This window comes from Streptomyces mabaensis (assembly GCF_053763515.1).
In genome coordinates, this window is sequence record NZ_JBSOPZ010000051.1 from 13,481 (window position 1) to 38,008 (window position 24,528).

16 protein-coding genes are annotated in these 24,528 nt (G+C 70.0%); 12 read left to right on the top strand and 4 right to left on the bottom strand.

Translation table 11 applies throughout. The features are described from left to right. The first annotated feature begins 35 nt into the window (after positions 1–35). From ACWV17_RS31100 to ACWV17_RS31135, 8 genes are all read left to right on the top strand, one after another. The gene (locus ACWV17_RS31100) at positions 36–626 is read left to right on the top strand and encodes an RNA polymerase sigma factor (RefSeq protein WP_455354072.1); all 591 of its coding nucleotides are present in this window, start codon (positions 36–38) and stop codon (positions 624–626) included. Then, complete coding sequence (locus tag ACWV17_RS31105) at positions 623–1,519, top strand: zf-HC2 domain-containing protein (protein WP_455362294.1); 897 nt, start codon at positions 623–625, stop codon at positions 1,517–1,519. Before ACWV17_RS31100 ends, ACWV17_RS31105 begins: the two co-directional genes overlap by 4 nt. Then, on the top strand, positions 1,516–2,292 hold the full coding sequence (locus ACWV17_RS31110; RefSeq protein WP_455362295.1) for an ABC transporter ATP-binding protein: 777 nt from the start codon (positions 1,516–1,518) through the stop codon (positions 2,290–2,292). Before ACWV17_RS31105 ends, ACWV17_RS31110 begins: the two co-directional genes overlap by 4 nt. Then, positions 2,289–3,608 (top strand): hypothetical protein, encoded by a 1,320-nt coding sequence (locus ACWV17_RS31115; protein WP_455362296.1) that lies wholly within the window; start codon positions 2,289–2,291, stop codon positions 3,606–3,608. The genes ACWV17_RS31110 and ACWV17_RS31115 overlap by 4 nt, the downstream gene beginning before the upstream one ends. 137 nt (positions 3,609–3,745) lie before the next feature. Further along, a complete protein-coding gene (locus tag ACWV17_RS31120; RefSeq protein ID WP_455362297.1) occupies positions 3,746–4,441 on the top strand; it encodes a spermidine synthase in 696 nt (231 codons plus the stop codon). A gap of 74 nt (positions 4,442–4,515) precedes the next feature. Further along, positions 4,516–5,253: a response regulator transcription factor gene (locus ACWV17_RS31125; protein ID WP_455354068.1), complete on the top strand. Its 738-nt coding sequence runs from the start codon at positions 4,516–4,518 to the stop codon at positions 5,251–5,253. After that, entirely contained in the window at positions 5,250–6,314 is a 1,065-nt protein-coding gene (locus ACWV17_RS31130) for an ATP-binding protein (protein WP_455354067.1), read from the top strand. Before ACWV17_RS31125 ends, ACWV17_RS31130 begins: the two co-directional genes overlap by 4 nt. A gap of 237 nt (positions 6,315–6,551) precedes the next feature. Beyond that, positions 6,552–10,439, top strand: coding sequence for a multifunctional oxoglutarate decarboxylase/oxoglutarate dehydrogenase thiamine pyrophosphate-binding subunit/dihydrolipoyllysine-residue succinyltransferase subunit (locus tag ACWV17_RS31135; protein WP_455362298.1), 3,888 nt, complete (start codon positions 6,552–6,554; stop codon positions 10,437–10,439). Positions 10,440–10,531: 92 nt separating this feature from the next. Here the strand turns inward: ACWV17_RS31135 and ACWV17_RS31140 are convergent, their stop codons facing one another. From ACWV17_RS31140 to ACWV17_RS31155, 4 genes are all read right to left on the bottom strand, one after another. After that, positions 10,532–10,726, bottom strand: coding sequence for a DUF6191 domain-containing protein (locus ACWV17_RS31140; protein ID WP_455354065.1), 195 nt, complete (start codon positions 10,724–10,726; stop codon positions 10,532–10,534). A gap of 165 nt (positions 10,727–10,891) precedes the next feature. Then, entirely contained in the window at positions 10,892–11,419 is a 528-nt protein-coding gene (locus tag ACWV17_RS31145; protein WP_455362299.1) for a T6SS immunity protein Tdi1 domain-containing protein, read from the bottom strand. Positions 11,420–11,440: 21 nt separating this feature from the next. Next, positions 11,441–11,857, bottom strand: a complete 417-nt coding sequence (locus ACWV17_RS31150) for a hypothetical protein (RefSeq protein WP_455362300.1) — start codon at positions 11,855–11,857, stop codon at positions 11,441–11,443. Positions 11,858–11,953: 96 nt separating this feature from the next. After that, complete coding sequence (locus ACWV17_RS31155) at positions 11,954–18,853, bottom strand: polymorphic toxin-type HINT domain-containing protein (RefSeq protein WP_455362301.1); 6,900 nt, start codon at positions 18,851–18,853, stop codon at positions 11,954–11,956. A 264-nt stretch (positions 18,854–19,117) separates the two neighbouring features. Here ACWV17_RS31155 and ACWV17_RS31160 point away from each other — a divergent pair, with 264 nt between their 5' ends. The 4 genes from ACWV17_RS31160 (at position 19,118) to ACWV17_RS31175 (ending at position 24,326) form a co-directional block, all read left to right on the top strand. Next, positions 19,118–22,249 (top strand): DNRLRE domain-containing protein, encoded by a 3,132-nt coding sequence (locus ACWV17_RS31160; protein WP_455362302.1) that lies wholly within the window; start codon positions 19,118–19,120, stop codon positions 22,247–22,249. 93 nt (positions 22,250–22,342) lie between these two features. Beyond that, positions 22,343–22,525: a DUF6104 family protein gene (locus tag ACWV17_RS31165; RefSeq protein WP_005312030.1), complete on the top strand. Its 183-nt coding sequence runs from the start codon at positions 22,343–22,345 to the stop codon at positions 22,523–22,525. A 117-nt stretch (positions 22,526–22,642) separates the two neighbouring features. After that, positions 22,643–23,446 (top strand): DUF4097 family beta strand repeat-containing protein, encoded by an 804-nt coding sequence (locus tag ACWV17_RS31170; protein WP_455362303.1) that lies wholly within the window; start codon positions 22,643–22,645, stop codon positions 23,444–23,446. Between the two features lies 1 nt (position 23,447). After that, on the top strand, positions 23,448–24,326 hold the full coding sequence (locus tag ACWV17_RS31175) for a helix-turn-helix transcriptional regulator (protein WP_455362304.1): 879 nt from the start codon (positions 23,448–23,450) through the stop codon (positions 24,324–24,326). Positions 24,327–24,528: the final 202 nt, after the last annotated feature.

Sequence of the window (24,528 nt, forward strand, 5' to 3'; positions counted from 1 at the left end):
ACCGGCCCGCCGCGCGATAGAGAAGCGTGAGACTGATGCGCCCCACGGGGGGAGACCGGGACGACGGCGCCCTGCTGCGCGCCGTCGCCCAGGGCGACACGAGCGCGCTGGCCACGCTCTACGACCGGCACGCCGGCTGGCTGCACGCAAGGCTGACGCGGCGGTGCGGAGATGACGAGACCGTACGGGAGGTCCTCCAGGACACGTTCGTGACGGCATGGCGCTCGGCCGGGTCGCACCACGGCGAAGAGGCGGGTGGCTGGCTGTGGGTGATCGCGGCGCGGCGGCTGGTCGACGCGCAGCGGGCGCGGGCCCGTACCGAACGCGCGGTGCGGGCGGAGCGCGCGGAGTACGAACCGGCGGCGACCGCGCCGTCCGCGGAGGAACGGGTGCTGGCCGGGCTGGAGTACGGCGAGGTGGGTGCGGCCCTCGACCGGATCTCGCCCGAACTGCGGGAAGTGCTGCGGGCCACGGTGGTCGACGGCCTGACGACCCGTGAGGCGGCCCGCCTCCTCGGCCTGCCGGAGGGCACGGTCAAGTCCCGGGCCGTGCGGGCCCGCCGTGAGCTGCGCGCGGCCCTGGAGCAGCTGGCCGTGCGGAACGAACCGTTGGGAGGCACGGCATGACGACGACCTGGCACGTGAGCGCCGCGTTGGCCGCCCGGTACGCGGCGGGGTCCGCGACGGAGACGGACGCGTGGTCGCTGGAGAAGCACGTGGAGGTGTGTGGGAGTTGCGCCGCCCGGGTGTCGGCTGCCGTCCGGTCGGGTGGGGCGGGACCGCGGCTGGACGACGTACGGGCGGCGGTGCTTTCCGCGGTGGCCCCGGCCGCGTCGCTGGTGCCGTCGCTGCCGGAGCGGACGCCACCCGTGCCGCTGCCGGGGCGACTGCGGCCGGGGCGACTGCTGTGGGCCGCCGGGCCGGCGTTGCGGGGGGCCTGGCTGGTGGCGGTGGTGCTGGTGGCCGCGGGGGCGGTCGGGCTGGCGTACGGCGCGGGGTTCGCGGGGGCGCGGCCGCTGCTGCTCGCGGTGGCTCCGGTGCTGCCGCTCGCCGGGGTGGCCCTCTCGTACGGCAGGCACACCGACCCGATGTACGAGATCAGCGCCGCCACCCCGTCGGGCGGCCTGCGGCTCCTGCTGACCCGGGCGGCCGCGGTCCTCGCGGTGAGCGTGCCGCTGCTGACGGCCGCGGGCGCCGTCGTCCCGGCGGCAGCGGGGGTGCCGGGGGCGGCGGCGTGGCTGCTTCCCGGGCTCGCCCTGACGCTGGCCGCGCTGGCCCTCGGCTCGTTCGTCGGCTGCCGTACGGCGGCCGCGGCCGTCGGCAGCGGCTGGACGCTCGCCGTCGTGATGCCTGCCGCGGCGACGCCGTCGCCCGGCCTGGTGGCGGACCTCGCGCCTTATCTGTCGGGCGCGGCGGCACAGGGCGCTTGGGCGGCCGCCGCGGTGGTGTGCGCGGGGCTGCTCGCCGTGCGCCGCCATTCCTTCGACTTCCTGACGTTCGACCCTCTGGAGAGAGTGTGAGTACGCAACGGGTACGGGTGACCGGGCTGACGGTCCGGCACCGCGGGACCAGCGCACTGGACGCCGTCGACCTGGGCTTCGGCACCGGCGTGCACGGGCTGCTCGGGCCGAACGGCGCGGGCAAGACGTCGCTGATCCGGGTGCTGGCGACGGTCGCGCGGGCGTCGTCGGGACGGGTGGAGCTGCTCGGCAGCGATGTCTCCGGGCACCGGGAGCGCTCCGAAGTGCGGCGCAGGCTGGGCTATCTGCCGCAGGAGTTCGGGTACTACCCGGGGTTCACGGTGCGCGAGTTCGTCGCGTACGTCGCGTGGCTGAAGGAGATGCCTGCCGCGGGGACACCGGAAGCGGTGGAGCGCGTGGTGCGGCGGGTGGGGCTCGCCGACCGTATCGACGCGAAGGTGAGGTCGCTGTCGGGCGGGATGGTACGGCGGCTGGGTATCGCGCAGGCGATCGTCAACGACCCGGACGTCCTGCTGCTCGACGAACCGACCGCTGGTCTCGATCCGGAGCAGCGGGTCGAGTTCAGAGCGCTGCTCCGGGAGTTGGGCACCGATGCCACGGTGGTCGTATCCACCCATCTGGTGGAGGACGTGGCGACGGCCTGCACGGACGTGACGCTCCTGGAGTCGGGCCGGGTCGCGTACCGGGGCACGCCCCGGGAGCTCGCCGCCATCGGCGAGGGCGGCGAGGGCAGCCCAGGCCTGGGCGACAACCCGATCGAGCGCGGGTACACCGCCGCGCTGCGCGCGCATCGCATGGAGGCGGCCAGATGACGGCCACGCAGTCTCCGGACGTCCCCGAGGCCGCCGCGTCCGCGACTCCCCCCGCCCGGCTCGCCCGAACCGGCCACCCCTTCCGCGCCGAGCTGCGCCGGAGCCTGGCCCCGTGGGCCGGTCTCGCCATGGCCGCCATGCTCCTGGTCGCGCTCTTCGCCAAGGCGGGCCGGTGGCAGGGCAGCTGGGGCGAGACGCAGGCCATGCTCCACGCGGCGACCGCCCTGATCGGCGGCCCGCTGGCGGTCGCCTGCGGCTGCTGGCACGGTGGCCGGGAACGGCGTCGCGGCACCGCCGAACTCCGGGCGTCCGCAGCCCGTGCGTCCCTCGCCCAGTGCCTCGTCGCCGTGAGCCCGCTCGTGCTGTGTGTCGCGGCCGGGTACGCGCTCGCGGCGGTGGCCCCCCTCCTCGCGACCTGGCCCTACACCAGCACCGGTCATCCGCTGCCCTCCAGGATGGCGACCGATCTGGTGTTCCTCGCGGCGGCCGTGATCGTGGGGTACGTCGTCGGACGGCTCGTCCCCTGGCGGCTGACCGCTCCCGCGCTCAGCGCCTTCGCGTACGTCGCCCTGGGCGCCCCGGGCTACACCTCCTGGAACGTACGCTGGCTGAGCCCGGCCGAGGCGGCGTACACCGGCGGGCAGCTCCCGGTCTGGTGGCAGGCCCCGGCCATGATGCTGTGGACGGGCGGCCTGGGCGCGGCGGCCCTGCTCGCGTACGCCGCCCGCCGGCGGATCACCGCGCTGCTGCCCCTGGCCGTCGCCACCGCCGCGGCCGTCGCCATCGTGCAGTCGGGCGACGGCATGTGGCGCTGGGACCCGGCCCTGGACCGTCAGGTCTGTGACGACTCCTTCCCGCAGGTCTGTGTGAACAGCACTCGGGCGAAGCTGCTGCCCCAGGTCTCCCAGGCCCTGTCCGGCATCACCAGCCGGCTGCAGGGGGTCGAGGGCGTCCCGGTCCGGTTCGAGGATCGCGCCGGTGAACCGAAGCCGGACGAGGTTCAGTTGCCGATGCTGATGCCGCTGGGGCAGTCCGTGCTGCGCGGGCGCCTGACCGATCCTCAGCAGTACGCGTGGGAGGCGGCCGCCGCGCTGACGTGGCGGGACTGCGACGATGCCGGCGCCGAACGGCTGAGAGAGCTCGACTCGGCGGTACGCGAATGGCTCGCTGCGGTTCCGTGGCACACCGACGCCTTCGGCACGCCCAAGCTGCTGCCGCGCCTGACGGCCATGGGCGACGAGGAGCGCCGCGCCTGGCTGGGCCGCTACTTCGCCACGCGCGGCGCGTGCGACCCGCGGAAGGTGCCTGCCCTGTGAGCCTCAACCCGGTGCTTCTGTACGGCCGTCAGCGGCGGCGCGCTCTACACAGGGCGTCGACAATGCGCGGCATCGCCGGGCGGCTCTTGCGAGGATGTGTCGTCGTCCCGGATGGACTGCCAGTTGGAGGTACCGCCGTGCTCTCGCCGTACACCGCCGATACCGGCGCACCCGAACCGGTCGTCCTCGACCGACGTGACGGGCCGTACGGCGAGGTGGTCCTGCGACAGCGCGGTAAGCGGTACGAGATCATCGCCAACGGGTGCTTCCTGATGGACACTTCGGACGGCCGATCCGAACGGCTGCTGGTCGACGCCGCGTTCGAGGCGCTGGGCCGGCGGCGCGGCGCCTCCGTCCTCATCGGCGGGCTCGGTGTCGGGTTCTCGCTCGCCCGCGCCGCGGCCAACCCCGGCTGGGGCCGGATCGCGGTGGCCGAGCGCGAGCAGGCGGTCATCGACTGGCACCGCGAGGGGCCGCTGGGCGCCATCTCCCGCGACGCGCTGCGCGATCCGCGGACCGTGATCCTGCACACGGACCTCGTTGCGTACGTTCGTACCGCTTCGGACGTGTACGACGCCCTCTGTCTCGACATCGACAACGGCCCGGACTGGACGGTCACCGAGGACAACGGCAGCCTCTACGCCCCGGCCGGACTGGCGGCCTGCCGGGCGCGTCTGAGGCCCGGCGGAGTCCTCGCCGTCTGGTCGGCCCAGCCGTCGGACGGTTTCGAAGAGTCATTGCGGAATGCCGGATTCAGCGGGGTACGAACCGAAGAGGTGCAGGTTGCCCGAGGCGTCCCCGACGTCATCCACCTCGCACATCGCCCTGCGTAGCCGAGAGCGCCCGACTGCCTTTACGCTGCTCCCCTGTACGCGGATCTTTGGCAGGCACTCCCAGGGGCGGGGCGATGGAACAGACGCACACCACGCACAACGGCGTACCCGCCACCCCCGGTGCCCAGCGCCGGGTACTGGTCGTCGAGGACGACCCGACGATCGTCGACGCCATCGCCGCGCGACTGCGCGCCGAGGGGTTCCAGGTGCAGACCGCCACCGACGGTCCCGCCGCCGTGGAGACGGCGGAGGCCTGGCTGCCCGACCTGCTCGTACTGGACATCATGCTGCCGGGATTCGACGGCCTGGAGGTCTGCCGTCGCGTCCAGGCGCAGCGGCCGGTGCCGGTACTGATGCTCACAGCACGTGACGACGAGACCGACATGCTGGTCGGGCTCGGGGTCGGCGCGGACGACTACATGACCAAGCCGTTCTCGATGCGCGAGCTCGCGGCGCGGGTGCACGTCCTGCTGCGCCGCGTGGAGCGCGCGACGCAGGCCGCGCACACCCCGCGCAGCGGCATACTGCGCCTCGGCGAGCTGGAGATCGACCACGCCCAGCGGCGGGTCCGGGTCCGCGCCGAGGACGTGCACCTGACCCCGACCGAGTTCGACCTGCTGGTCTGCCTGGCGAACACGCCCCGCGCGGTGCTGTCGCGCGAGCAGCTGCTGGCCGAGGTGTGGGACTGGGCGGACGCCTCGGGGACCAGGACCGTCGACAGCCACATCAAGGCCCTGCGGCGCAAGATCGGGGCCGAGCGGATCCGTACCGTCCACGGCGTCGGGTACGCCCTGGAGACACCGGCACCATGACCCGCCGGCCCGGCGCGGGGCTGCGCCCCTTCTCGATCAAGACCAAGCTGGGCACCCTGGTCGTCGTCTCGGTCTTCATCACGACCGGTCTGCTGCTGGTGGCGCTGCGGACCGAGACGGAGCTGCGCTTCATCACCGTCTTCTCGGTGATCGCCTCGATGCTGATCACCCAGTTCGTCGCGCACAGCCTGACCGCCCCGCTGGACGAGATGACGACCGTGGCCCGGTCGATATCGCACGGCGACTACACCCGGCGGGTGCGCGGCGCAGGCCGGCGGGACGAACTCGGCGACCTGGCCGACACGATCAACCGCATGGCGGACGACCTGGAGGCGGTGGACCGGCACCGCAAGGAGCTGGTCGCCAATGTCTCGCACGAGCTGCGGACGCCCATCGCGGGGCTGCGGGCCGTACTGGAGAACGTCGTGGACGGGGTCTCGGCCGCCGACCCGGAGACCATGCGGACCGCGCTGAAGCAGACCGAGCGCCTCGGCCGGCTGGTGGAGACGCTGCTCGACCTCTCCCGGCTCGACAACGGGGTCGTCCCGCTGAAGGCCCGCCGCTTCGAGGTGTGGCCCTATCTGTCGGGCGTCCTGAAGGAAGCGAACCTGGTGGCCGCCCAGCGCGGTCTCACCTCCGGCTCCGGCAGCCACACGCGCAAGGACGTACACCTCCACCTCGATGTCTCACCGCCCGAACTGACGGCCCACGCCGACGCCGAGCGGCTGCACCAGGTGGTGGCGAATCTGATCGACAACGCGGTCAAGCACAGCCCGCCGCACGGCCGGGTCACCGTCCGCGCCCGGCGCGGCCCCCAGCCGGAGAGCCTGGACCTGGAGGTACTGGACGAGGGTCCGGGCATCCCGGAGTCGGAGTGGCACCGGGTCTTCGAGCGCTTCAACCGCGGCAGCGCGTCCGGCGGAGACGGCGGTACGGGCCTGGGGCTCGCGATCGCGCGCTGGGCGGTCGATCTGCACGGCGGGCGCATAGGGGTGGCCGAATCGTCCCGTGGCTGCCGGATCCAGGTCACTCTTCCGGGAATCATCCCGACGCAGCGTTGACGTAGGGTTCGAGGAGATCAGTCAGGGGTGCGAGCCGCGGGGCCGCACCCACGGCGGCGCGTACCCGATCCGCACCGGAACCCCGCTTGTTTCCCGCCATTTCCGACGGTGAAACCCGGGGTTTGATGTGACTTGCACGACGGATCGCCCGCCCGGTCTGCATCTCCCGGCCAGGGAGGCGTAGCCTTTATTCCCGCTGTCCATCACCTTGTGAAGCGGAAGAGGGCGGTTACCGCCGTGTCGCCACAGTCCCCCAGTAACTCGAGCATCTCGACCGACCAAGACGGGCAGGGGAAGAACCCTGCCGCCGCGTTCGGTCCCAATGAGTGGCTCGTCGACGAGATCTACCAGCAGTACCTCCAGGACCCGAATTCGGTCGACCGCGCCTGGTGGGACTTCTTCGCCGACTACAAGCCGGGCGCGGCCGGCGCCCCGGCCGCGGTGAAGCCCACGGACGAGGCCGCAGCCGCGGGGGCTGCGTCCCCCGCGCCTCAGGCCGCCCCGGCTCAGGCCGCCCCGGCTCAGGCCCAGGCCCCTGCGGCCCCGGCCGCCGCCCCGGCCCCTGCACAGGCGCCCGCGGCTCCCGCGCCCGCCGCCCAGGCCCCAGCCGCTCCGGCCCCGGCCAAGGCCGCCCCCGCCGCCAAGCCCGCCCCCGCACCGGCCGCCGCACAGCAGGCCGGCGCGACGGCCAAGGCGGAGCCGGCCGCGAAGGCGGCACCCGCACCCGCCGCGGCCAAGGAGGCGAAGGAAGCCCCCGAGGGCCCGGAGCTCGTGACGCTGCGCGGCCCGTCCGCGGCCGTGGCGAAGAATATGAACGCCTCGCTGGAGCTGCCGACGGCCACGTCCGTCCGCGCGGTCCCGGTGAAGCTGCTCTTCGACAACCGCATCGTCATCAACAACCACCTCAAGCGCGCCCGGGGCGGGAAGGTCTCCTTCACCCACCTCATCGGCTACGCGATGGTGCAGGCCCTCAAGGCCATGCCGTCGATGAACTACTCCTTCGCGGAGAAGGACGGCAAGCCGACGCTGGTCAAGCCGGCGCACGTCAACCTCGGCCTCGCCATCGACCTGGTGAAGCCGAACGGTGACCGCCAGCTGGTCGTCGCGGCGATCAAGAAGGCCGAGACGCTCAACTTCTTCGAGTTCTGGCAGGCGTACGAGGACATCGTCCGCCGCGCCCGCAACGGCAAGCTCGGCATGGACGACTTCACCGGAGTCACCGCCTCGCTCACCAACCCCGGCGGCATCGGCACCGTCCACTCCGTGCCCCGCCTGATGCCCGGACAGGGCCTCATCATGGGTGTCGGCGCGATGGACTACCCGGCCGAGTTCCAGGGCACCTCCCAGGACACCCTGAACAAGCTGGGCATCTCCAAGGTCATGACGCTGACCTCGACGTACGACCACCGGGTCATCCAGGGCGCCGCCTCCGGCGAGTTCCTGCGCGTCGTGAACCAGCTCCTCCTCGGCGAGAACGGCTTCTTCGACGAGATCTTCGAGTCGCTGCGCATCCCGTACGAGCCGGTCCGCTGGCTCCGCGACATCGACGTCTCGCACGACGACGACGTCGCCAAGGCCTCGCGCGTCTTCGAGCTGATCCACTCGTACCGGGTCCGCGGCCATGTCATGGCCGACACCGACCCGCTGGAGTACAAGCAGCGCAAGCACCCCGACCTCGACCTCATCGAGCACGGCCTCACCCTGTGGGACCTGGAGCGCGAGTTCGCGGTCGGCGGCTTCGCCGGCAAGCAGCTGATGAAGCTGCGCGACATCCTGGGCGTGCTGCGCGACTCGTACTGCCGCACCACCGGCATCGAGTTCATGCACATCCAGGACCCGAAGCAGCGCAAGTGGCTCCAGGACCGCGTCGAGCGCCCGCACGCCAAGCCGGAGCGCGAGGAGCAGCTGCGGATCCTGCGCCGGCTGAACGCGGCCGAGGCGTTCGAGACCTTCCTGCAGACGAAGTACGTCGGCCAGAAGCGCTTCTCGCTGGAGGGCGGCGAGTCCGTCATCCCGCTGCTCGACGCCGTGATCGACTCGGCCGCCGAGGCCCGTCTCGACGAGGTCGTCATCGGCATGGCCCACCGTGGCCGGCTGAACGTCCTGGCCAACATCGTCGGCAAGTCGTACGCGCAGATCTTCCGGGAGTTCGAGGGCAACCTCGACCCGAAGTCGATGCACGGCTCCGGCGACGTGAAGTACCACCTGGGCGCCGAGGGCACCTTCACCGGCCTGGACGGCGAGCAGATCAAGGTCTCGCTCGTCGCCAACCCCTCCCACCTGGAGGCGGTCGACCCGGTCCTGGAGGGCGTCGCCCGCGCCAAGCAGGACATCATCAACAAGGGCGGTACGGACTTCACGGTCCTGCCCGTCGCGCTGCACGGTGACGCGGCCTTCGCCGGCCAGGGTGTCGTCGCCGAGACGCTCAACATGTCGCAGCTGCGCGGCTACCGCACCGGCGGCACGGTGCACATCGTCATCAACAACCAGGTCGGCTTCACCGCCGCCCCGGAGTCCTCGCGTTCGTCGATGTACGCGACCGACGTGGCCCGCATGATCGAGGCGCCGATCATCCACGTCAACGGTGACGACCCGGAGGCCGTGGTCCGCGTCGCGCGGCTCGCCTTCGAGTTCCGGCAGACGTTCAACAAGGACGTCGTGATCGACCTCATCTGCTACCGCCGCCGCGGTCACAACGAGGGCGACAACCCGCAGTTCACCAACCCGCAGATGTACAACCTGATCGACAAGAAGCGCTCGGTGCGCAAGCTCTACACCGAGTCGCTCATCGGTCGCGGTGACATCACGCTGGAAGAGGCCGAGCAGGCGCTCCAGGACTTCCAGGGCCAGCTGGAGAAGGTCTTCGCGGAGGTCCGCGAGGCCACCTCGCACCCGGCCACGGCCCACGTCCCGGAGGCTCTGCCCGAGTTCCCGGTAGCCGTGACCACCGCGATCTCCCAGGAGATCGTCAAGCGGATCGCGGAGTCCCAGGTCAACATCCCCGACGGGGTCACCGTGCACCCGCGTCTGCTGCCGCAGATGCAGCGCCGCGCGGCCTCGGTCGAGGACGGCACGATCGATTGGGGCATGGGCGAGACGCTCGCCATCGGCTCGCTGCTGATGGAGGGCACCCCCGTCCGGCTGTCCGGCCAGGACACCCGCCGCGGTACGTTCGGCCAGCGGCACGCCGTCCTGGTCGACCAGGAGACCGGCGAGGACTACACGCCGCTGCTCTACCTCTCCGAGGACCAGGCCCGCTACAACGTCTACGACTCGCTGCTTAGCGAGTACGCGGCGATGGGCTTCGAGTACGGCTACTCCCTCGCCCGCCCGGAGACGCTGGTGATGTGGGAGGCCCAGTTCGGTGACTTCGTCAACGGCGCGCAGACCGTCGTGGACGAGTTCATCTCCTCGGCCGAGCAGAAGTGGGGCCAGACCTCCGGCGTCACGCTGCTCCTGCCGCACGGTTACGAGGGCCAGGGCCCGGACCACTCGTCCGCCCGCCCGGAGCGCTTCCTCCAGATGTGCGCGCAGGACAACATGACGGTCGCCATGCCGACCCTGCCGTCGAACTACTTCCACCTGCTGCGCTGGCAGGTCCACAACCCGCACCACAAGCCGCTCATCGTCTTCACCCCGAAGTCGATGCTGCGTCTGAAGGCGGCGGCGTCGAAGGCGGAGGAGTTCACCACCGGCGGCTTCCGCCCGGTGATCGGCGACGAGTCGGTCGACCCGGCCGCCGTCCGCAAGGTCGTCTTCTGCGCCGGCAAGGTCTTCTACGACCTGGACGCCGAGCGCCAGAAGCGCGGCATCAAGGACACCGCGATCATCCGCCTGGAGCGCCTGTACCCACTGCCGGGTGCCGAGCTCCAGGCCGAGATCGCGAAGTACCCGAACGCCGCGAAGTACCTCTGGGCGCAGGAGGAGCCGGCGAACCAGGGTGCGTGGCCGTTCATCGCGCTCAACCTGATCGACCACCTGGACCTGGCGGTCGGCGCCGACATCCCGCACGGCGAGCGCCTGCGCCGCATCTCGCGGCCGCACGGCTCGTCCCCGGCGGTCGGCTCGGCCAAGCGCCACCAGGCGGAGCAGCAGCAGCTGGTCAACGAGGTCTTCGAGGCCTGACCGCCCGGCTGTCACGGGTACGCACGAAGGGCCCGGCCCCCCGCGGTTTCTAGCGGGGGGCCGGGCCCTTGTGCACGGCGGTCCGGGTCTGGCTAACCCCGGTCCGGGGAGTCCTCGGTCCGCGACGCGGGGAGCCGGATCACCACGACTCCGCTCCGGAGATCTATCGGCCCCTCCCCCGGATCGGAGTCACCGACCTCCTCCAGGGTGAGCTCCTGCCGCCGGCGCTCCTCCTCGGTGTGCCGCCGCCCGGGAGCGAACAGCTCGTTCAACGCACTACCGAACACGTTTCCCTCTCCTTCAGCTGTTCGTGGCGGGGCCGGCCGGCAACCGGGACGGCTGCTCAGTCGGCGCCCGAACGCGACGCGCTCGACCGAGTCGGCGCCACGCTCGTCGGGCTGTTCTCCCCGCGGCCATTCTGCCCGCTCCCGGAGCACGGGTCACCCTGATCCTCAGCCGGGGTCCCTGGACTCGGGCGGAGTCATGGTGACTCCGCTGATGGTTGTGCCCTCCGGCAGTTCGCGGACCTGGAGGGCGATCTGCGTACACAGCTCGAAGTAGACCTTCCGGTCCGTGATCTCCATGTTCGCCACGTCGTCCTCACCCCCCAGTGACAGCGGAACCTTGTAGCCGATCACCTGGCCGAAGCCGAGCGGCCCGGCCCCGGGATTCGCGTCGCGCCACTCCTCGAAGTACGGGAAAGCAAGCGCGTCCTCATCCTCGTCGGCAACAGCCTCGAAGAACTCATCCAGCCCCAGATCCGTACGAAGGTACTCACCCTCGGCGGGATCGACTGCGATCACGCACCGGGGGCGCGCTCCCGGTTCACGGATGTCGAACAGCAACTCCCGGCCCGTCCAGTCGAAAGCGAACGGAAAGTACCGTCCCTCCAGACCCTCCACCAGCCGGGCACACGCCTCGTACGACTCATAGGCCGACTCCGGCGTATGAAACCGCAAAAAGCCGTCCGCGACAGTCACCCCGCCCACCCGCCGGAACAGCTAGATGTTGTGGATTTGGCGGGATGCGCCCACGGGAGACGAGATCACTCGAATCGCCAAAGGGCGCATGTCATCAGTTGATTGTTCGACACCAAAACCGGATGACTGCAGAATCACAGAAATAGCGTCGCGCATGATGCGTTTCACGGCTCCGGAGTGTTGAACCGCCGGCTCATCAAATCGCCCCTGCTGGACCGCAACGGCTGCCTCTAGGGAAAGACGGGAGTCAGGACACCAAGACACGTAGACTCCACCAGCCTCATCTGCGCCAGCGTCAACCTCAATCTCAGCCCCAACGCCACCTTCTCCCTCCTTCAAAACGGAGAGCCCTGCAAGTTCAAGATCTTGGGCGACCTGGTCGGCCAGTATCTTCAACGCAGCCGCGACGCCACCTTCTACGCGCTCGAATTCAGTCACTTCTTTCTCCTTCTCTCGGTGTAATGCCTGCTTAACGACCGAGCGGGGGCAGGCGCCACGCGCCCCACCCCCGCCCTGATCGTCACTTACGCTTGGCTATCTCCCCCTGGCTCTCCTGATCATCAGTTTGAGCAAATCATTGGATGCTGAATTCATCACGGGATCAGCACCCCAAGGAACCGACCAGGTTATTCGCGTTCCCGGCTTCAGCGTCCCAGTCAAGAGGGGCCCGCACACTGGACATGGCTGGCGCTCGCTATAAAGCGCCTTGATTCGACTGGGGTCAATACCTTTCGCGGCCAGCTGGTCGAGAATGTGATTCTCTGAGTGATAGCCGCCGCCCTTACTGAACCCAATCACAGGCTTATCGAGTCCTTCGACGTGGGCGGCCGCAACGTTCCGCCCGTCACCGATTCCCGACTTGACACGCGCCTCAAAAGCCGCGTTGCTCAGCTCGTCGCTGTTGTAGTCAATCTGGCTGCCACAATTGTGAACCAGGACCGGGGCCGCGCCCGCCAGCACATAGTACGTGTGGGCGTCGGTGACCGTCAGGTTGTGGACCGTGGTTCGCTCGGTCCATCGCTGGACGTCGCTGACCTGGACCCACGTGCCCGCCGAGGTCTGGAGCCACTGTCCGGGCAGCAGTGTCCCGGCGTCGAGCCATGCTCTCAGTGACGGCACCCAGAACGGGTGGCCTGCCGTGGCGGTGACCGTGGCGGACTTGCCGGCCTTGTCACCGGGGATCGCGAGGGTGACCTTGACCAGGTCCTTCGCGCCCTTGCCGATGATGGTGGCGGTGGCGGTCTGAACTGAGGTCTTGCCGGTCTTGGGGTCGGTGGCGATGACCAAGTCGCCGACCTTGACCTTGCTGATCGGCTTCCTCGAGCCGTCCGCCATCAGAACGAGCGTGCCGCCGGTGAAGCTGTTGGACTCGCAGGCAGCGTTGGTCGCTTCGTCCTTGGCCGTTTCCCTGGCCTCGTTCTTGACCTCCTTGGCCACCCGCTTCGCTGCGGGCTTCTTGGCCTGGGAAGGCTTCGGCTTGGCCTTGGGCTGACTGCGCGGCTTGGCCTTGGGCTTGGCCCGGGCCGCTGCCTTGCGCTGTGCCGCCCTCTTGGCCGCCGCTCTCTTCGCCGCGGCACGTTGTGCCTTGGCCCGAGCCTGCGCCGCGGCACGGCGCTGAGCCGCCCGCTTCGCCGCCGCACGCTGAGCGGCACGCTTGGCCGCCGCACGCTTGGCCGCCGCACGCTTCTTCGCCGCTTCGCGGGCCGCCTTCGCCGCACGCTTGCGAGCCTCCGCCAGCGCACGCTTCTTGGCCTCCGCCGCGAGACGGCGCTTCAACGCCGCGGCAGCCTTGCGGGCCGCGATCTGCGCCGCGCGGCGGGCCGCCGCACGGATCGCCGCCTGGATGGCGATACGGGCCGCGATCCCGATCAGGATCGGGAAGAACAGACCCGACGGGTCGGAGAACGTCGCCGGAGCGTTGTTGCTGTAGGCGTACGGGTTCATCGTGGCCGGCTGGCCGTAGTCGACCATGGGGTCGACCGTGATGAACCGACCGGTGGCCGGGTCGTAATCACGGGCACCGAGCCGGGTGAGGCCGGTGTCCTTGTCGACCGTGCCGCCGACAAAGCCGCGCTGTCCCGGCCAGGTCGAGGGCTGAGCGCCCCGCGCCTCACCGAACGGCAGCATCTTGCGCCGGGTGACCGGCATGCCGGTGGCCACCAGGTCGACCACCGTGTCGGACGAGCCGTGGTGGTCGGACAGCATCAACTGCCGGACACCGCCCGTGGCCCGCACCGTGACCGCGCCGTCGGGATGGGCGTAGAAGCGCTCGGCCTTCGCGGTGAGGTCGGCGCCGACCGTCAGTTCCGCCTCACCGAGATACAGCGTCCTGCTGCCGTCGGCACCGGTGCGGATCAGGCGCTCGCCGTTGGTGTCGTAGAGGTACGAGGTGGCCTTGGTGCCACCTCCCTCAACCGGCTCGGTGACCTTGCGGAGCTGGCCCTCGACGTCCCACTCCAGCGTCTGGGTGGTACCGCCGTGCTGACGGGTGGTGGTGTTACCGGCCTTGTCGTAGGCGAAGGTGTTGAGCCTCTCGCCGCCGGGGCCGACCGACTTCACCTCGGCCAGCGCGTTCGGACCGCCGACACCCGCCTTGCCGTAGGTGTAGGTCCGCGTGACGTTCTTGCTGGTGTCACCGGTGGTGTCGTGCTCCACCAACTCCGTGCGGTTGCCCGCCGCGTCGAACTTGTAGGACTGCCAGTAGGCGTCCGGACCACCAACGGTGTCCTTGGACGGAGCCGCCTGACAGTCGTCCTTGGCCGACCACGCCGATGTCATCTGGCGCAGCTTGTCGTAGACGAAGCACTGGGTGTCGGTCTTGCCGTCACCCGGGGACGCCGCACCCGGCGTGTCCGTGATCTTCGTGACGTTGCCCGCCTCGTCGTACGAGTAGCGGGTGTCGCTGATCCGGCCGGGAGCCACCGAGCGGTCGAAGACCGACTGCGTCATACGGCGAGTGAACTCGTCGTAGTAGTACGAGCCGTAGACCTTCTTGCCGGCTGGACCGGCCTCGGTGCGCAGGATCTCGCCGAACGCCGAGTACTGGACGCCGTTCAGATACGTCGACGCGCCGCCGATGAAGATCGGCTGGTCGTCCGAGTCGTACCGGAAGACCACCTTCTCCCGGGTCAGACCGCCGAGTCCGGGAACGTCGATGTATGCGAGGTTGCCGGTCGGGGTGTAGCTGTATTCGTAGCTGTAGGTACCGGCGAGGCCGGTCTCCTCGGCCGGAATGACGGTCTTGGCCGACTTCACCCGGTAGGCGTTGTCGAAGGCCGTCACCTCCTCGCGGTACTCGCGCCCGTTGTCGTAACGGATCGAGGCCGTCGGAAGGCCCTTGCCGAGGGTGTCGTACGTCCACTCCATCCGCTTGGGACCGGTGGCACTGTCCTCGCGCAGCGAGGTCGGACGGCCGCCCGCGTCGTACGTCGTGACCAGCGTGTTTCCGCGCGGGTCCGTCGTCGACACGACATGGTCCGAGTTGTCGTAGACGAAGGTGGTCCGGCCTGCATCGGGGTCCGTCGCCGCGATCTGACGACCACGCCCGTCGTACTCGAACGTCGTCACCGCGCCGCCGGGAGCGGTGACCTTCACCAGCTGGTCCTGCGTGTCGTACTCGTACGTCGTGTCGCGCCAGGTGGTGCGGGCGTCGTTGGTGTACTCACGCAGGCGGGTCGGGCGGCCCTCGGCGTCCTCGAACGTCGCGGTGACCGTGTCGCCCTTGGGCGGGACAGTGGTGGAGACGTCGCCGTCACGCTCCGTGGTGCTGCGGAGCTTCTCCACGCCGTTCTGGTAACTGACTTCCAGGACCGACTGGCCAAGCCCGTTGAAGGTGGTGCGGTTCTGTGAGGGAACCTCGTTGTCACCGACCTGCAGCAGTACCGGCGTGGGTTCGGCGGAATTGAAGTAGCCGTCGTTGGACTTCCACGCGCGGCCGACCGTGTCGAAGAAGGTGTCGTTGACGATCCTTCCCGCCCCGGCCACCGCCTCGTCCTGAGTCTGCCGCTCGCGCAGCAGACCGTCCATGATCTCGTAGGACACGGCGTACTCACCGTTGTCCTTGAGGCTGCGGTTGGTGACGATCGTCGGCCCGTCGCGGCGCACCGTGTACTCGTACGTCGCGTTCGGCGTCTGGGTCGCCGGGTCGCGGTCGATCTCCCAGACCTTCAGCAGCCGGCCCAGCGGGTCGTACTGCATCGTGGCGCGCTTGCCGTTGGCGTCGATCTCCGCCAGCGGCAGGCCGCGGACGTCGTCGAACTCCGTGGTCTCGGTGTGGCCCAGCGGGTCGGTCGAGACCGTCTTCGTCGGGCGGGCCACCGTGGCCGGGGTGTTGACGATCGAGGTCTTGCGGCCCTCGGTGTCGTAGGTGGCCGTCTCGCGGCCGTGGATGTCGTACTCGGTCTTGTCGATGGTGATGTAGCCGGTGCCTTCGGCATTCAGCTCCTGCACCTCGGTCGGCAGGCCCTTGGTCGGCGCGACGCCGAAGCCCAGACCGTCGTACAGCGTGCGGGTGTCCTCGATGACCTCCCCGCCGGTGGTGCCGCACGCGCCCATCGTGGTCAGCTCGCGCGACTCCGACTCCAGCATGTACGCCCCGGTGTTGCGGACGTAGCTGGTGGTGGAGCACATCCGCTTGCCACCGGTCGTCGTCTCGTCGACCGTCGTCGGGAGACCGTACGTGTCGTACTTGGTGGTCTCCGTCGACCTGCGCCACGTTTCGCCCTTGACCCGCTCGCGCGTCGTGACGGTCTCCGGGCGGGTCATCCAGGCCTGCAGCGGGGTGGTCCCCGTGCGCGCCCGCTCCGCGGTCTTCACCGACCACGCCGTGGTCAGCGTGGCCGAGTCGATCGGTCCGCCGTCCGACTCGTACGTGATCTGCTCGCGCAGCTGACCCTGGTTCTGCGGCAGGTCATTGACGCTGCCGCCCTCGGAGTCCTCGATCACTGCGGTGCGGGTGCCGGTGGGCAGCTTGTCGCCGTGCATACCGCGGAAGTAGCGGTGCTCGGAGAGCTGCTTGACGTCGTCGCCGGCGCCGAGGCGGGTGCGGACCCGCTCGTAGCCTCGGTACTGGCTCCAGGTGCGGTGCTTGTTCTCGGTGAACTCGCTGTCGTCGAACGCCCAGGCGGCGTCGCCCAGGTACTCGTAGCTCGTCGTCTTGGCAGGCGAGTCGGTGACCAGGTCCTCCTCGCGGACCTGGGTGACGACGTACTTGTGGAACCAGTCCTTGACCGGGTTCAGCGCGCCCTTGGGAGTCCAGTACTGCGGGAAGCAGCGCATGGTGTTGGACTCGGGCGAGGCGGGCATCCGCCGCGGGGTCAGGACCTGGCAGTCGCGCGGCGAGTAGGTGACGCCGATCCGGCCGCCGGTCTCGTTGTCGATGGCGTTGATCCGGAAGCGGGAGAAGGGCGGCAGGCCCTCCACGCCGTCGACGCGGTTGTCCATCTGCTGACCGGCGAACGACACCTTGGGCATCGCCGCGGACGAGCCCGCGCCGTGTCCGGTACGGGTGATGGACTCCAGCCACAGAGCGGGCGAGGTGCCGTCCCCGGTGTCGGGGAAGGACTGCTCGAGCGCCCAGGAGTCGACATTCTTCAGGGCCGTGCCCGAGAGCACCTGCGTGGTGATCTTCACCAGGCGCTTGGTGGACCAGAAGGTCGGCGAGAACTTGTCGGTGCACTTGGCGCCGGAGACGCATTCCTGGTCGAGCGGTACGTCCGGCCAGTGCTTGGCGTTGGCCGCAGTGCGCTTGGACACCGCGCAGTCGAACAGCGCGTCGGGTATGCAGCGTTCCGCGGTGTCGAAGACGACGCGGCCGGCGGGCTGCGCAGTGAACAGGGTGTTCGAGCGCTGGCCGTAGTCGATCCGGGCGACCTGGGCGGCGCGGGTGTACGAGATCGCGTTCTCGGGCTTCATGTGCTGCCCGTAGAAGTTGGTCTCCTTGTTCCACCACAGGGACATCGCGTCGCCGAGCGGGTCGACGACGTAGTCCAGGTTCCAGCGCCAGGCCTGCGCGCAGTCGGAGTCCGCGAAGGCCGTCGCGTGGCACGGCTCCCCGGGGTGGTTGCCGAACACCGGGACGGTCAGCGCGGAGTTGGTGCGCTTGTCGGCCGGCGCGCCGGGCAGCTTGTTCAGACCGAAGTGGTACTGGGTGCCGTCGGTGGTGGTGAGCACCCAGTGCTCGCCGCCGGTGACACCGTTGTCCGCACCGGTCTTGCGCTCCAGGCGCGAGCCGTCGTCGTCGGCCGGTCGCCACTTGCCGGTGGTGTCGTCCTTGACCAGCTCGGCGGAGTTGCCGCCGAGGGACATCACGACGTGGTCGGAGCCCCAGCAGAGGTCACCGCTGTCACCGCTGTTGTTCGCGCCGTTGCCCTTGTCGTCGGAGCAGGAGCGGTAGCGGCGCTCGATGAAGCCCGGCTCGTAGTCCCAGCCCTCGGCGATCCAGGAGGACTGGCCGTTGGTCGAGGCGGTACGGCCGTCGACGGCCTGGGAGGAGTACGAGAGGGCGATCTCGGGCTGCGGTCCGCCGGGGACCTCGCCCGCCTCGATCGGGTACGTCCAGGAGAAGCCGCCGGAGGAGCTGCCCGCCATCCAGGAACCGGACGGCGAGAGCGGGGTGGCCTCGTGGCTGCCCGAGGGACCGGAGGCCGCGGCGGTGGCCGCGAACACCATCGGTGCGGCGGCCGAACGCGACAGGGTCGCCGGCTTCGTACCCGTGAGGTCAGCGGGAGCGGACACCGTACGGTCGGCGGTGTCGTTGGTGCTCGGCAGCTGGGTCCGGGTGCGGCACTGGGCCTTGTCCGGGGTGGTGAGCGCACAGGCCGGGAGCTGGACCAGCTTCAGCCGGGAGCCCCAGTCGGCGCCGTACGCGTCCTTGAACGCCGAGTAGTCCAGCTCGAGTTCCACCGAGCCGGTGGCCGGCTTCGCCTGGCCGCCGGTCACGGGGGCGGCGGTGAAGAGCAGGCCGTTGACGCCGGCGCGGCGGGCAGCGGCGGAGTCCTTCATCTCGACGCGGACCGCGGAGCCCACGGCCGCGGGCGCGGGCGCGGGCGCGATCTGCGCCTTGCCCCTGGCGGACGGGGCGGATGCCGCACCCTTCGCGGCCTTGCCGGGCTTGGCCTGACGCAGGGTCACGGGCGACTTTTCGAGGAGCCGGGTCCCCTTGAGTCCGCTTCCGGGCGCGGCCGGCAGGCCGGTACCGCCTGACTTCAGCGGGCTCTTGGCCGTGGCACCGGCGACCTGGAGCACGGAACTGCCGACCGGCAGTGCGGCGTTGCCCGGCCGCCACTGCTTGGCGGCGTCGTCCTTGGCAGCCCGGGCCTTCGGGTCGTGGTCACGGCCAGGGACGGAGCGGTCGCGCTTGAGCTCCTCCAGCCGGGTTGAGCCCCCCCGCGCCGCAGCCGGGTCGTCGGGTATGAACGCAATCAGCAATGCCATGGACACGACAAGCGATACTGAACGATGCCAGTGCCCGAAATACTGCAACTGTCTTAGGAGTTGCTGCACAAACCTTCCCCACCCTAGGTACAGAACAAATGATCAGCCGAACATTAGAGCGGGGCCGATCACTGCAGCAAGTCAACAAATGACAAGAACGCCACCAAGGGGACACCACGTTTTGGTCAAGATTGACGATCTCCGCACGGTACTCTTCCGCTCGAACTGCCGTTCCATGGAAGGGAATGAGGGGGGAATCGGCACATGAGAGATATATCTCGCAAGAGACGTAAGCCGCCCGGACGCTCCGCGAACGCCGCGCTGGCCGTCCTGCTCGCGGGTGCCGCACTGGGCATCGCGCCGATCGGGAACCCGGCCGCGAATCCGGAGACCGACATCGCGTCAGCCGCGCCGGCCGGCTCGGAAGAGCACGCGCTGGAAACGGCCAAGCGCACCGGCGCACCTGTCGAAGTCGCGTCCGCGCGTACCGAGTCGAGCGAAGTGCACGCACAGCCCAACGGAACCCTGCGGCTGACCCAGCACACGGTTCCGGTCCGGGTGAAGCGCGAGGGCGCGTGGACCGCGATCGACACCACGCTCGCGGCGGCCGGAGGCCGGATCGCACCCAAGGCCGCGGCCGGCAATGTGACGTTCTCGGCGGGCGGCAAGGCCCCACTGGTCACCTTGACCGATCAGGGCCGGAAGATCTCGCTGACCTGGCCGAAGGCGCTTCCCGCGCCCGTGCTCGACGGCAGCACCGCGACGTACCGCGAAGTCCTGCCCGGCGTCGATCTGTCCGTGGCGGCGAGCGTGGACGGGTTCTCCCAGGCGCTGATCGTCAAGACGCCCGAAGCAGCGGCGAACCCGGAGCTCGAATCGATCGATTTCGGTCTGCGGGCGGACGGCCTGAAGCTCAAGACAGACGCCGAGAGCGGCACCCTCACCGCGGTCAATCCGGCCGGGCAGACGGTGTTCTCCACCTCCACTCCCCGGATGTGGGACTCCTCCAAGGCTCCCGCCGCGCCCACCGCGCCCACCGTGAAGAGCGGCCGCTCCGCCGCCGCGTTCGCCGCCCCTGCGGCTCCCGCGGCTCCCGCGGCTCCCGCCGGCACGGAGAACCCGACGGACCTCAGCCCCGGTGTCCGGAGCAGTGACGTCGCCCTTGACGTCACGTCCAGCCAGCTGCAGCTGACGCCGGACCAGGCGCTGCTGGACTCACCGGACACGACGTACCCGGTCTACATCGACCCGCGCTTCACCGGTACCCGGCAGGCCTGGACCATCGCCTACAAGCCGTACCCCACCAGCAGTTACTGGAACGGAACCGGCTGGAGCGGCGGCACCACCAGCGAGGCCCGGGTCGGCTACGAAAGCTCGACGAAGGGCACCGCCCGTTCGTTCTTCCGCGTCGACTCCAAGGCGCTGGCCGGAGTGAAGGTGATCGACGCCCAGTTCCAGATCACCGAGACACACTCCTGGTCCTGCACCGCGAAGCCGGTCGAGCTGTATCTGACCGGCAGCATCAGCTCGTCGACCACGTGGAACAACCAGCCTTCGTGGTCCACCCGGCAGGACAGCCGGAACTACGCGCACGGCAACGAGAGTTTCGGCTGCCCGGACAAGGCCGTCGACTTCAACGCCAAGGACGCGGCGGTCAAGGCCGCGGCGGGCAAGTGGACGAACATCACCTTCGGCCTCCGCGCCCCGCAGAGCGCGGAGGACGCCAAGGACGTGTACAGCTGGAAGAAGTTCAAGCCGGACGCCAAGCTGATCGTCGACTACAACCGGCTGCCCAAGTCTCCCTGGAGCCTGGACACCATCCCGAGTACCAACAACGGCACGGACTGCGGCTACTCCAGTCCGTACGTCACGGTCGGAAACACCGATGTGACGCTCACGGCCCAGGTATGGGACCCGGACGGCGGCACGGTCAACGTCCAGTTCCACCTGTGGGCCACCGGTAGGCACGATGTGGCTCCAGGGGTGTTCTTCGACAAGAAGGTCGCCGTCACCGTGAAGGCCTCCGACGCCAAGGGAGTCCAGGCCCGGGTGACCGTACCCAAGGCGCTCCTCGACCAGCACAAGGGCGCGAGTGGCGGCCAGTTCTCCTGGAAGGCCCAGGCGGAGGACCCGAACGATTCGGCCTTCGCGTCCGACTGGACACCGACCCAGGGAGCCCCGGGATGCCGCTTCGGCTTCGACCCGGCCGCGCCGTCGGTCATGCCGAGCGTGACGTCCAAGAACAACGTCTACCCGGAGGGCATCGAAGGCGCGCTCGCCCGGACGGAGGAGACCTTCGTCCTCGGATCCGGCGGTGTCAGCGACATCTCCGAGTACCGCTGGGCGCTCGACCGCACCCCGCCGAACACCTCGGTGAAGCCCACGACCGCGGGCGGCAGTGTGGAGATCAAGACAACCCCGCTCACGCCGGGCCCACACACCCTGTACGTGCAGAGCTTCGACGCGGCGAAGAACCCCGGCCCCGTCTACCCGTACAAGTTCTATGCGAGCAGTCCGGGCGTGACCGACAAGCCGGGCGATCTCAACGGTGACGGCCGGCCCGACTTCTTCGCCCTTGATTCGACCAACAACCTGCGGATCTACGGCGGTTCCGACGCCACGGGCAATGTCGCACCCGCCCAGTACCTGTCCGCCGACGGATCCTGGGCCGGCGCGCTGCTGACCCACCGCGGGGACTGGACCGAGGACTTCTACGAGGACCTCGTCACCCGGCGTTCCGACGGCAAGCTGTGGCTGTACCCGAACGACGGAATGGGCCAGTTCACCGAGGCAACCAAGCAGGAGGTGTACCTCTTCCCGGACGAGGACACCGGCGCGGTGGTCAACACGGCCGGGATCAAGCAGATCGTCTCGGTGGGTGACCTGTCACCCAGCGCAGAGGGACACAACCCGGACTTCGTCGCGGTCATCGGCGACCAGCTCTGGTTCCTCCCCGGCTACACGGGCGGGGCGATCGACGGCGGCTACCCGATCGGGGACTCCGGCTGGGGGAACAAGACCCTGCTCTCCCCCGGTGACATGGACGGCGACGGCCTGACCGATCTGCTCGTCCGCGACACGTCGAACGGCGCGCTGTGGCTCTACCACGGCAAGGCCCTGGACGCGGACGCCGACGGAACCCCGGACGGCGGCACCGAACCCTCCTCATTCGGCGATCCGGCCAACCGCACGCCACATGCCACGGGCTGGACCACTACGGCCCGCCCGCTGCTCACGGCTGCGGGTGACACCAACGGCGACGGTGTGACCGACGTGTGGAGCACCACGGCCAGCACCACCGCCGGGCTGGAGTTCCTGCCCATGCGGAAGGACGGTGTCGGCACCCCGGTGGTCGTCGGTACCGGCGGTTGGCAGTCCATCAGGGCCATCTCCTGACCCTGCCGCGGTACGTACGATGATGTGGGGCACGGGTCACCGACCCGTGCCCCACATTCGTCAGATCATGGAAGACCACAGGAGCACCGGCAGATGTACTTCACCGATCGCGGCATCGAGGAGCTGGAGAAGCGGCGCGGCGAGGAGGAAGTCACCTTCGAGTGGCTCGCCGAACAGCTCCGCACGTTCGTCGACCTCAACCCGGACTTCGAGGTCCCGGTGGAACGCCTGGCGACCTGGCTGGCACGCCTGGACGACGAGGACGACGAGGAGTGACCCGGCGGGACCGCCGAGGGGGCTGATCGAGCACGCTTGACTTCCCGTAACCGCGATATATCGTGTCTAGCGACGGACGCGATATGTTGCGTTACCCCGACCGAGGGAGTCAGCACCATGCCCGATTCGACGTGGGCGGTCTCCGAGCCTCAGAAACTCACCTTCGACGAGCCGGTGACGGCGCTCAGCGTGCGCATCGTCAACGGAACGGTGAACGTCGTCGGCACCGAGGAGGGTTCCGCCCGGCTGGAGGTGTCCGAGCTCGACGGCCCGCCGCTGACCGTGACGCAGGACGGCGGCACGCTGACGGTCACGTACGACGACCTGACCTGGACGGGCTTCCTCAAGTGGCTCGACCCCCAGGGCCGGCACCGCAGCGCGGTGGTCTCCCTCGCCGTCCCGAGCGGCACCCGGGTCGAGGTCGGCGTGGTGGGCGCGGGGGCGGTCGTCTCGGGCATCCACGGCCGTACGGACATCCGCGGCGTCACCGGCGACACCACCCTCGTGCGTGTCTCGGGCGCGGTGCGGGCCGAGACCGTCACCGGCGACCTGCGCTTCAAGTCGGTCTCCGGCGACCTGACCGTCATCGACGGGGCGGGCCCGTCCGTACGGGCCGACTCGGTCAGCGGCGACATGGTCGTCGACGTCGACCCGTCCGGCGCCCCCGGCGACATCAGCCTCACGTCCGTCTCCGGCGAGGTCGCCATCCGGCTGCCGCACCCGGCGGACGCCAGGGTCCACGCGAACACCGCGAGCGGAGAGGTCTCGAACGCCTTCGACGACCTCCGCGTCAGCGGTCAGTGGGGCGCCAAGAAGATCACCGGCACCCTCGGGGCGGGCAACGGCAGGCTCAAGGCCACCACGGTCTCGGGTTCCATCGCCCTCCTCCGCCGCCCGCTCGCCGACGAAAAGGTGCTCTGAGATGCCTCCCGTATTCGCCCACGGCCGTCTGCGCCTCTACCTCCTCGGGCTCCTCGACGAGGCGCCGCGCCACGGCTACGAAGTGATCCGCCTGCTGGAGGAGCGCTTCCAGGGGCTGTACGCGCCGTCCGCCGGCACGGTCTATCCGCGCCTGGCCAAGCTGGAGGCCGAGGGCCTCGTCACCCACGCCACCGAGGGCGGCCGCAAGGTGTACTCGATCACCGACGCCGGCCGCGCGGAACTGGCGGAGCGCAGCGGTGAACTGGCCGACCTGGAACTGGAGATCCGCGAATCGGTCTCCGAACTGGCCGCGGAGATCCGCGCGGACGTGCGGGGGGCGGCGGGTGACCTGCGCCGCGAGATGCGTGCCGCGGCGTCCGAGACGCGTTCCGCGCCCCCCTCCTCGGGGGGCGAATGGGAGGCGGCGAAGGAGGAACTGCGCCGCGCGAAGCAGGAGTGGAAGGAGCAGGCCCGCCGCGCGAAGGACGAGAGCCGCCGGGCCCGCGAGGACGCGCAGCAGGCGCGCCGCCAGGCCAAGGAGGCGCAGGAGAGGGCGCGCGTGGAGGTGCAGCGCGTCGCCAAGCGGGTGCAGGACCACTTCGCGCGGGGTGACTGGCCGACGGGTGTACGGGAGGGACTGGCCGACCTCACCAGGGAGTTCGGCCGCGTGGGCAAGCCGGCGCCCGAGCCGGAGTGGGCACACGAGGATCCCTCGGGCAACCCGGCGCGCGACCTGGACCGGCTGCTGGACCGCTTCCGCGACGACATCCGCGACGCGGCGCGGGACCACGGCGTGACGGAGGCCCAACTCCGCGAAGCCCGCCGCCATCTCTCCACGACAGCAGCCCAAATCGGCGCGGTCCTCCGCGGGGCTCCCTGACGGTCGCGGGTACCGGTGCCTTTTGCGCGTCCGGGGGGCGGGGGTGCCGGGGGCGGGCCGCTCCGGGGTGCCGTTCTGGACTGTACGATTTACGGCGCCTCGGCGGCGGCGAGAAGTACTCCAGCGGTCCGCGCCACAAATCGCACTTCTACGTCCAGAACAGCACCCCTGCGCGTCCCGCCCCCTCCCGTGGAGCCACCAG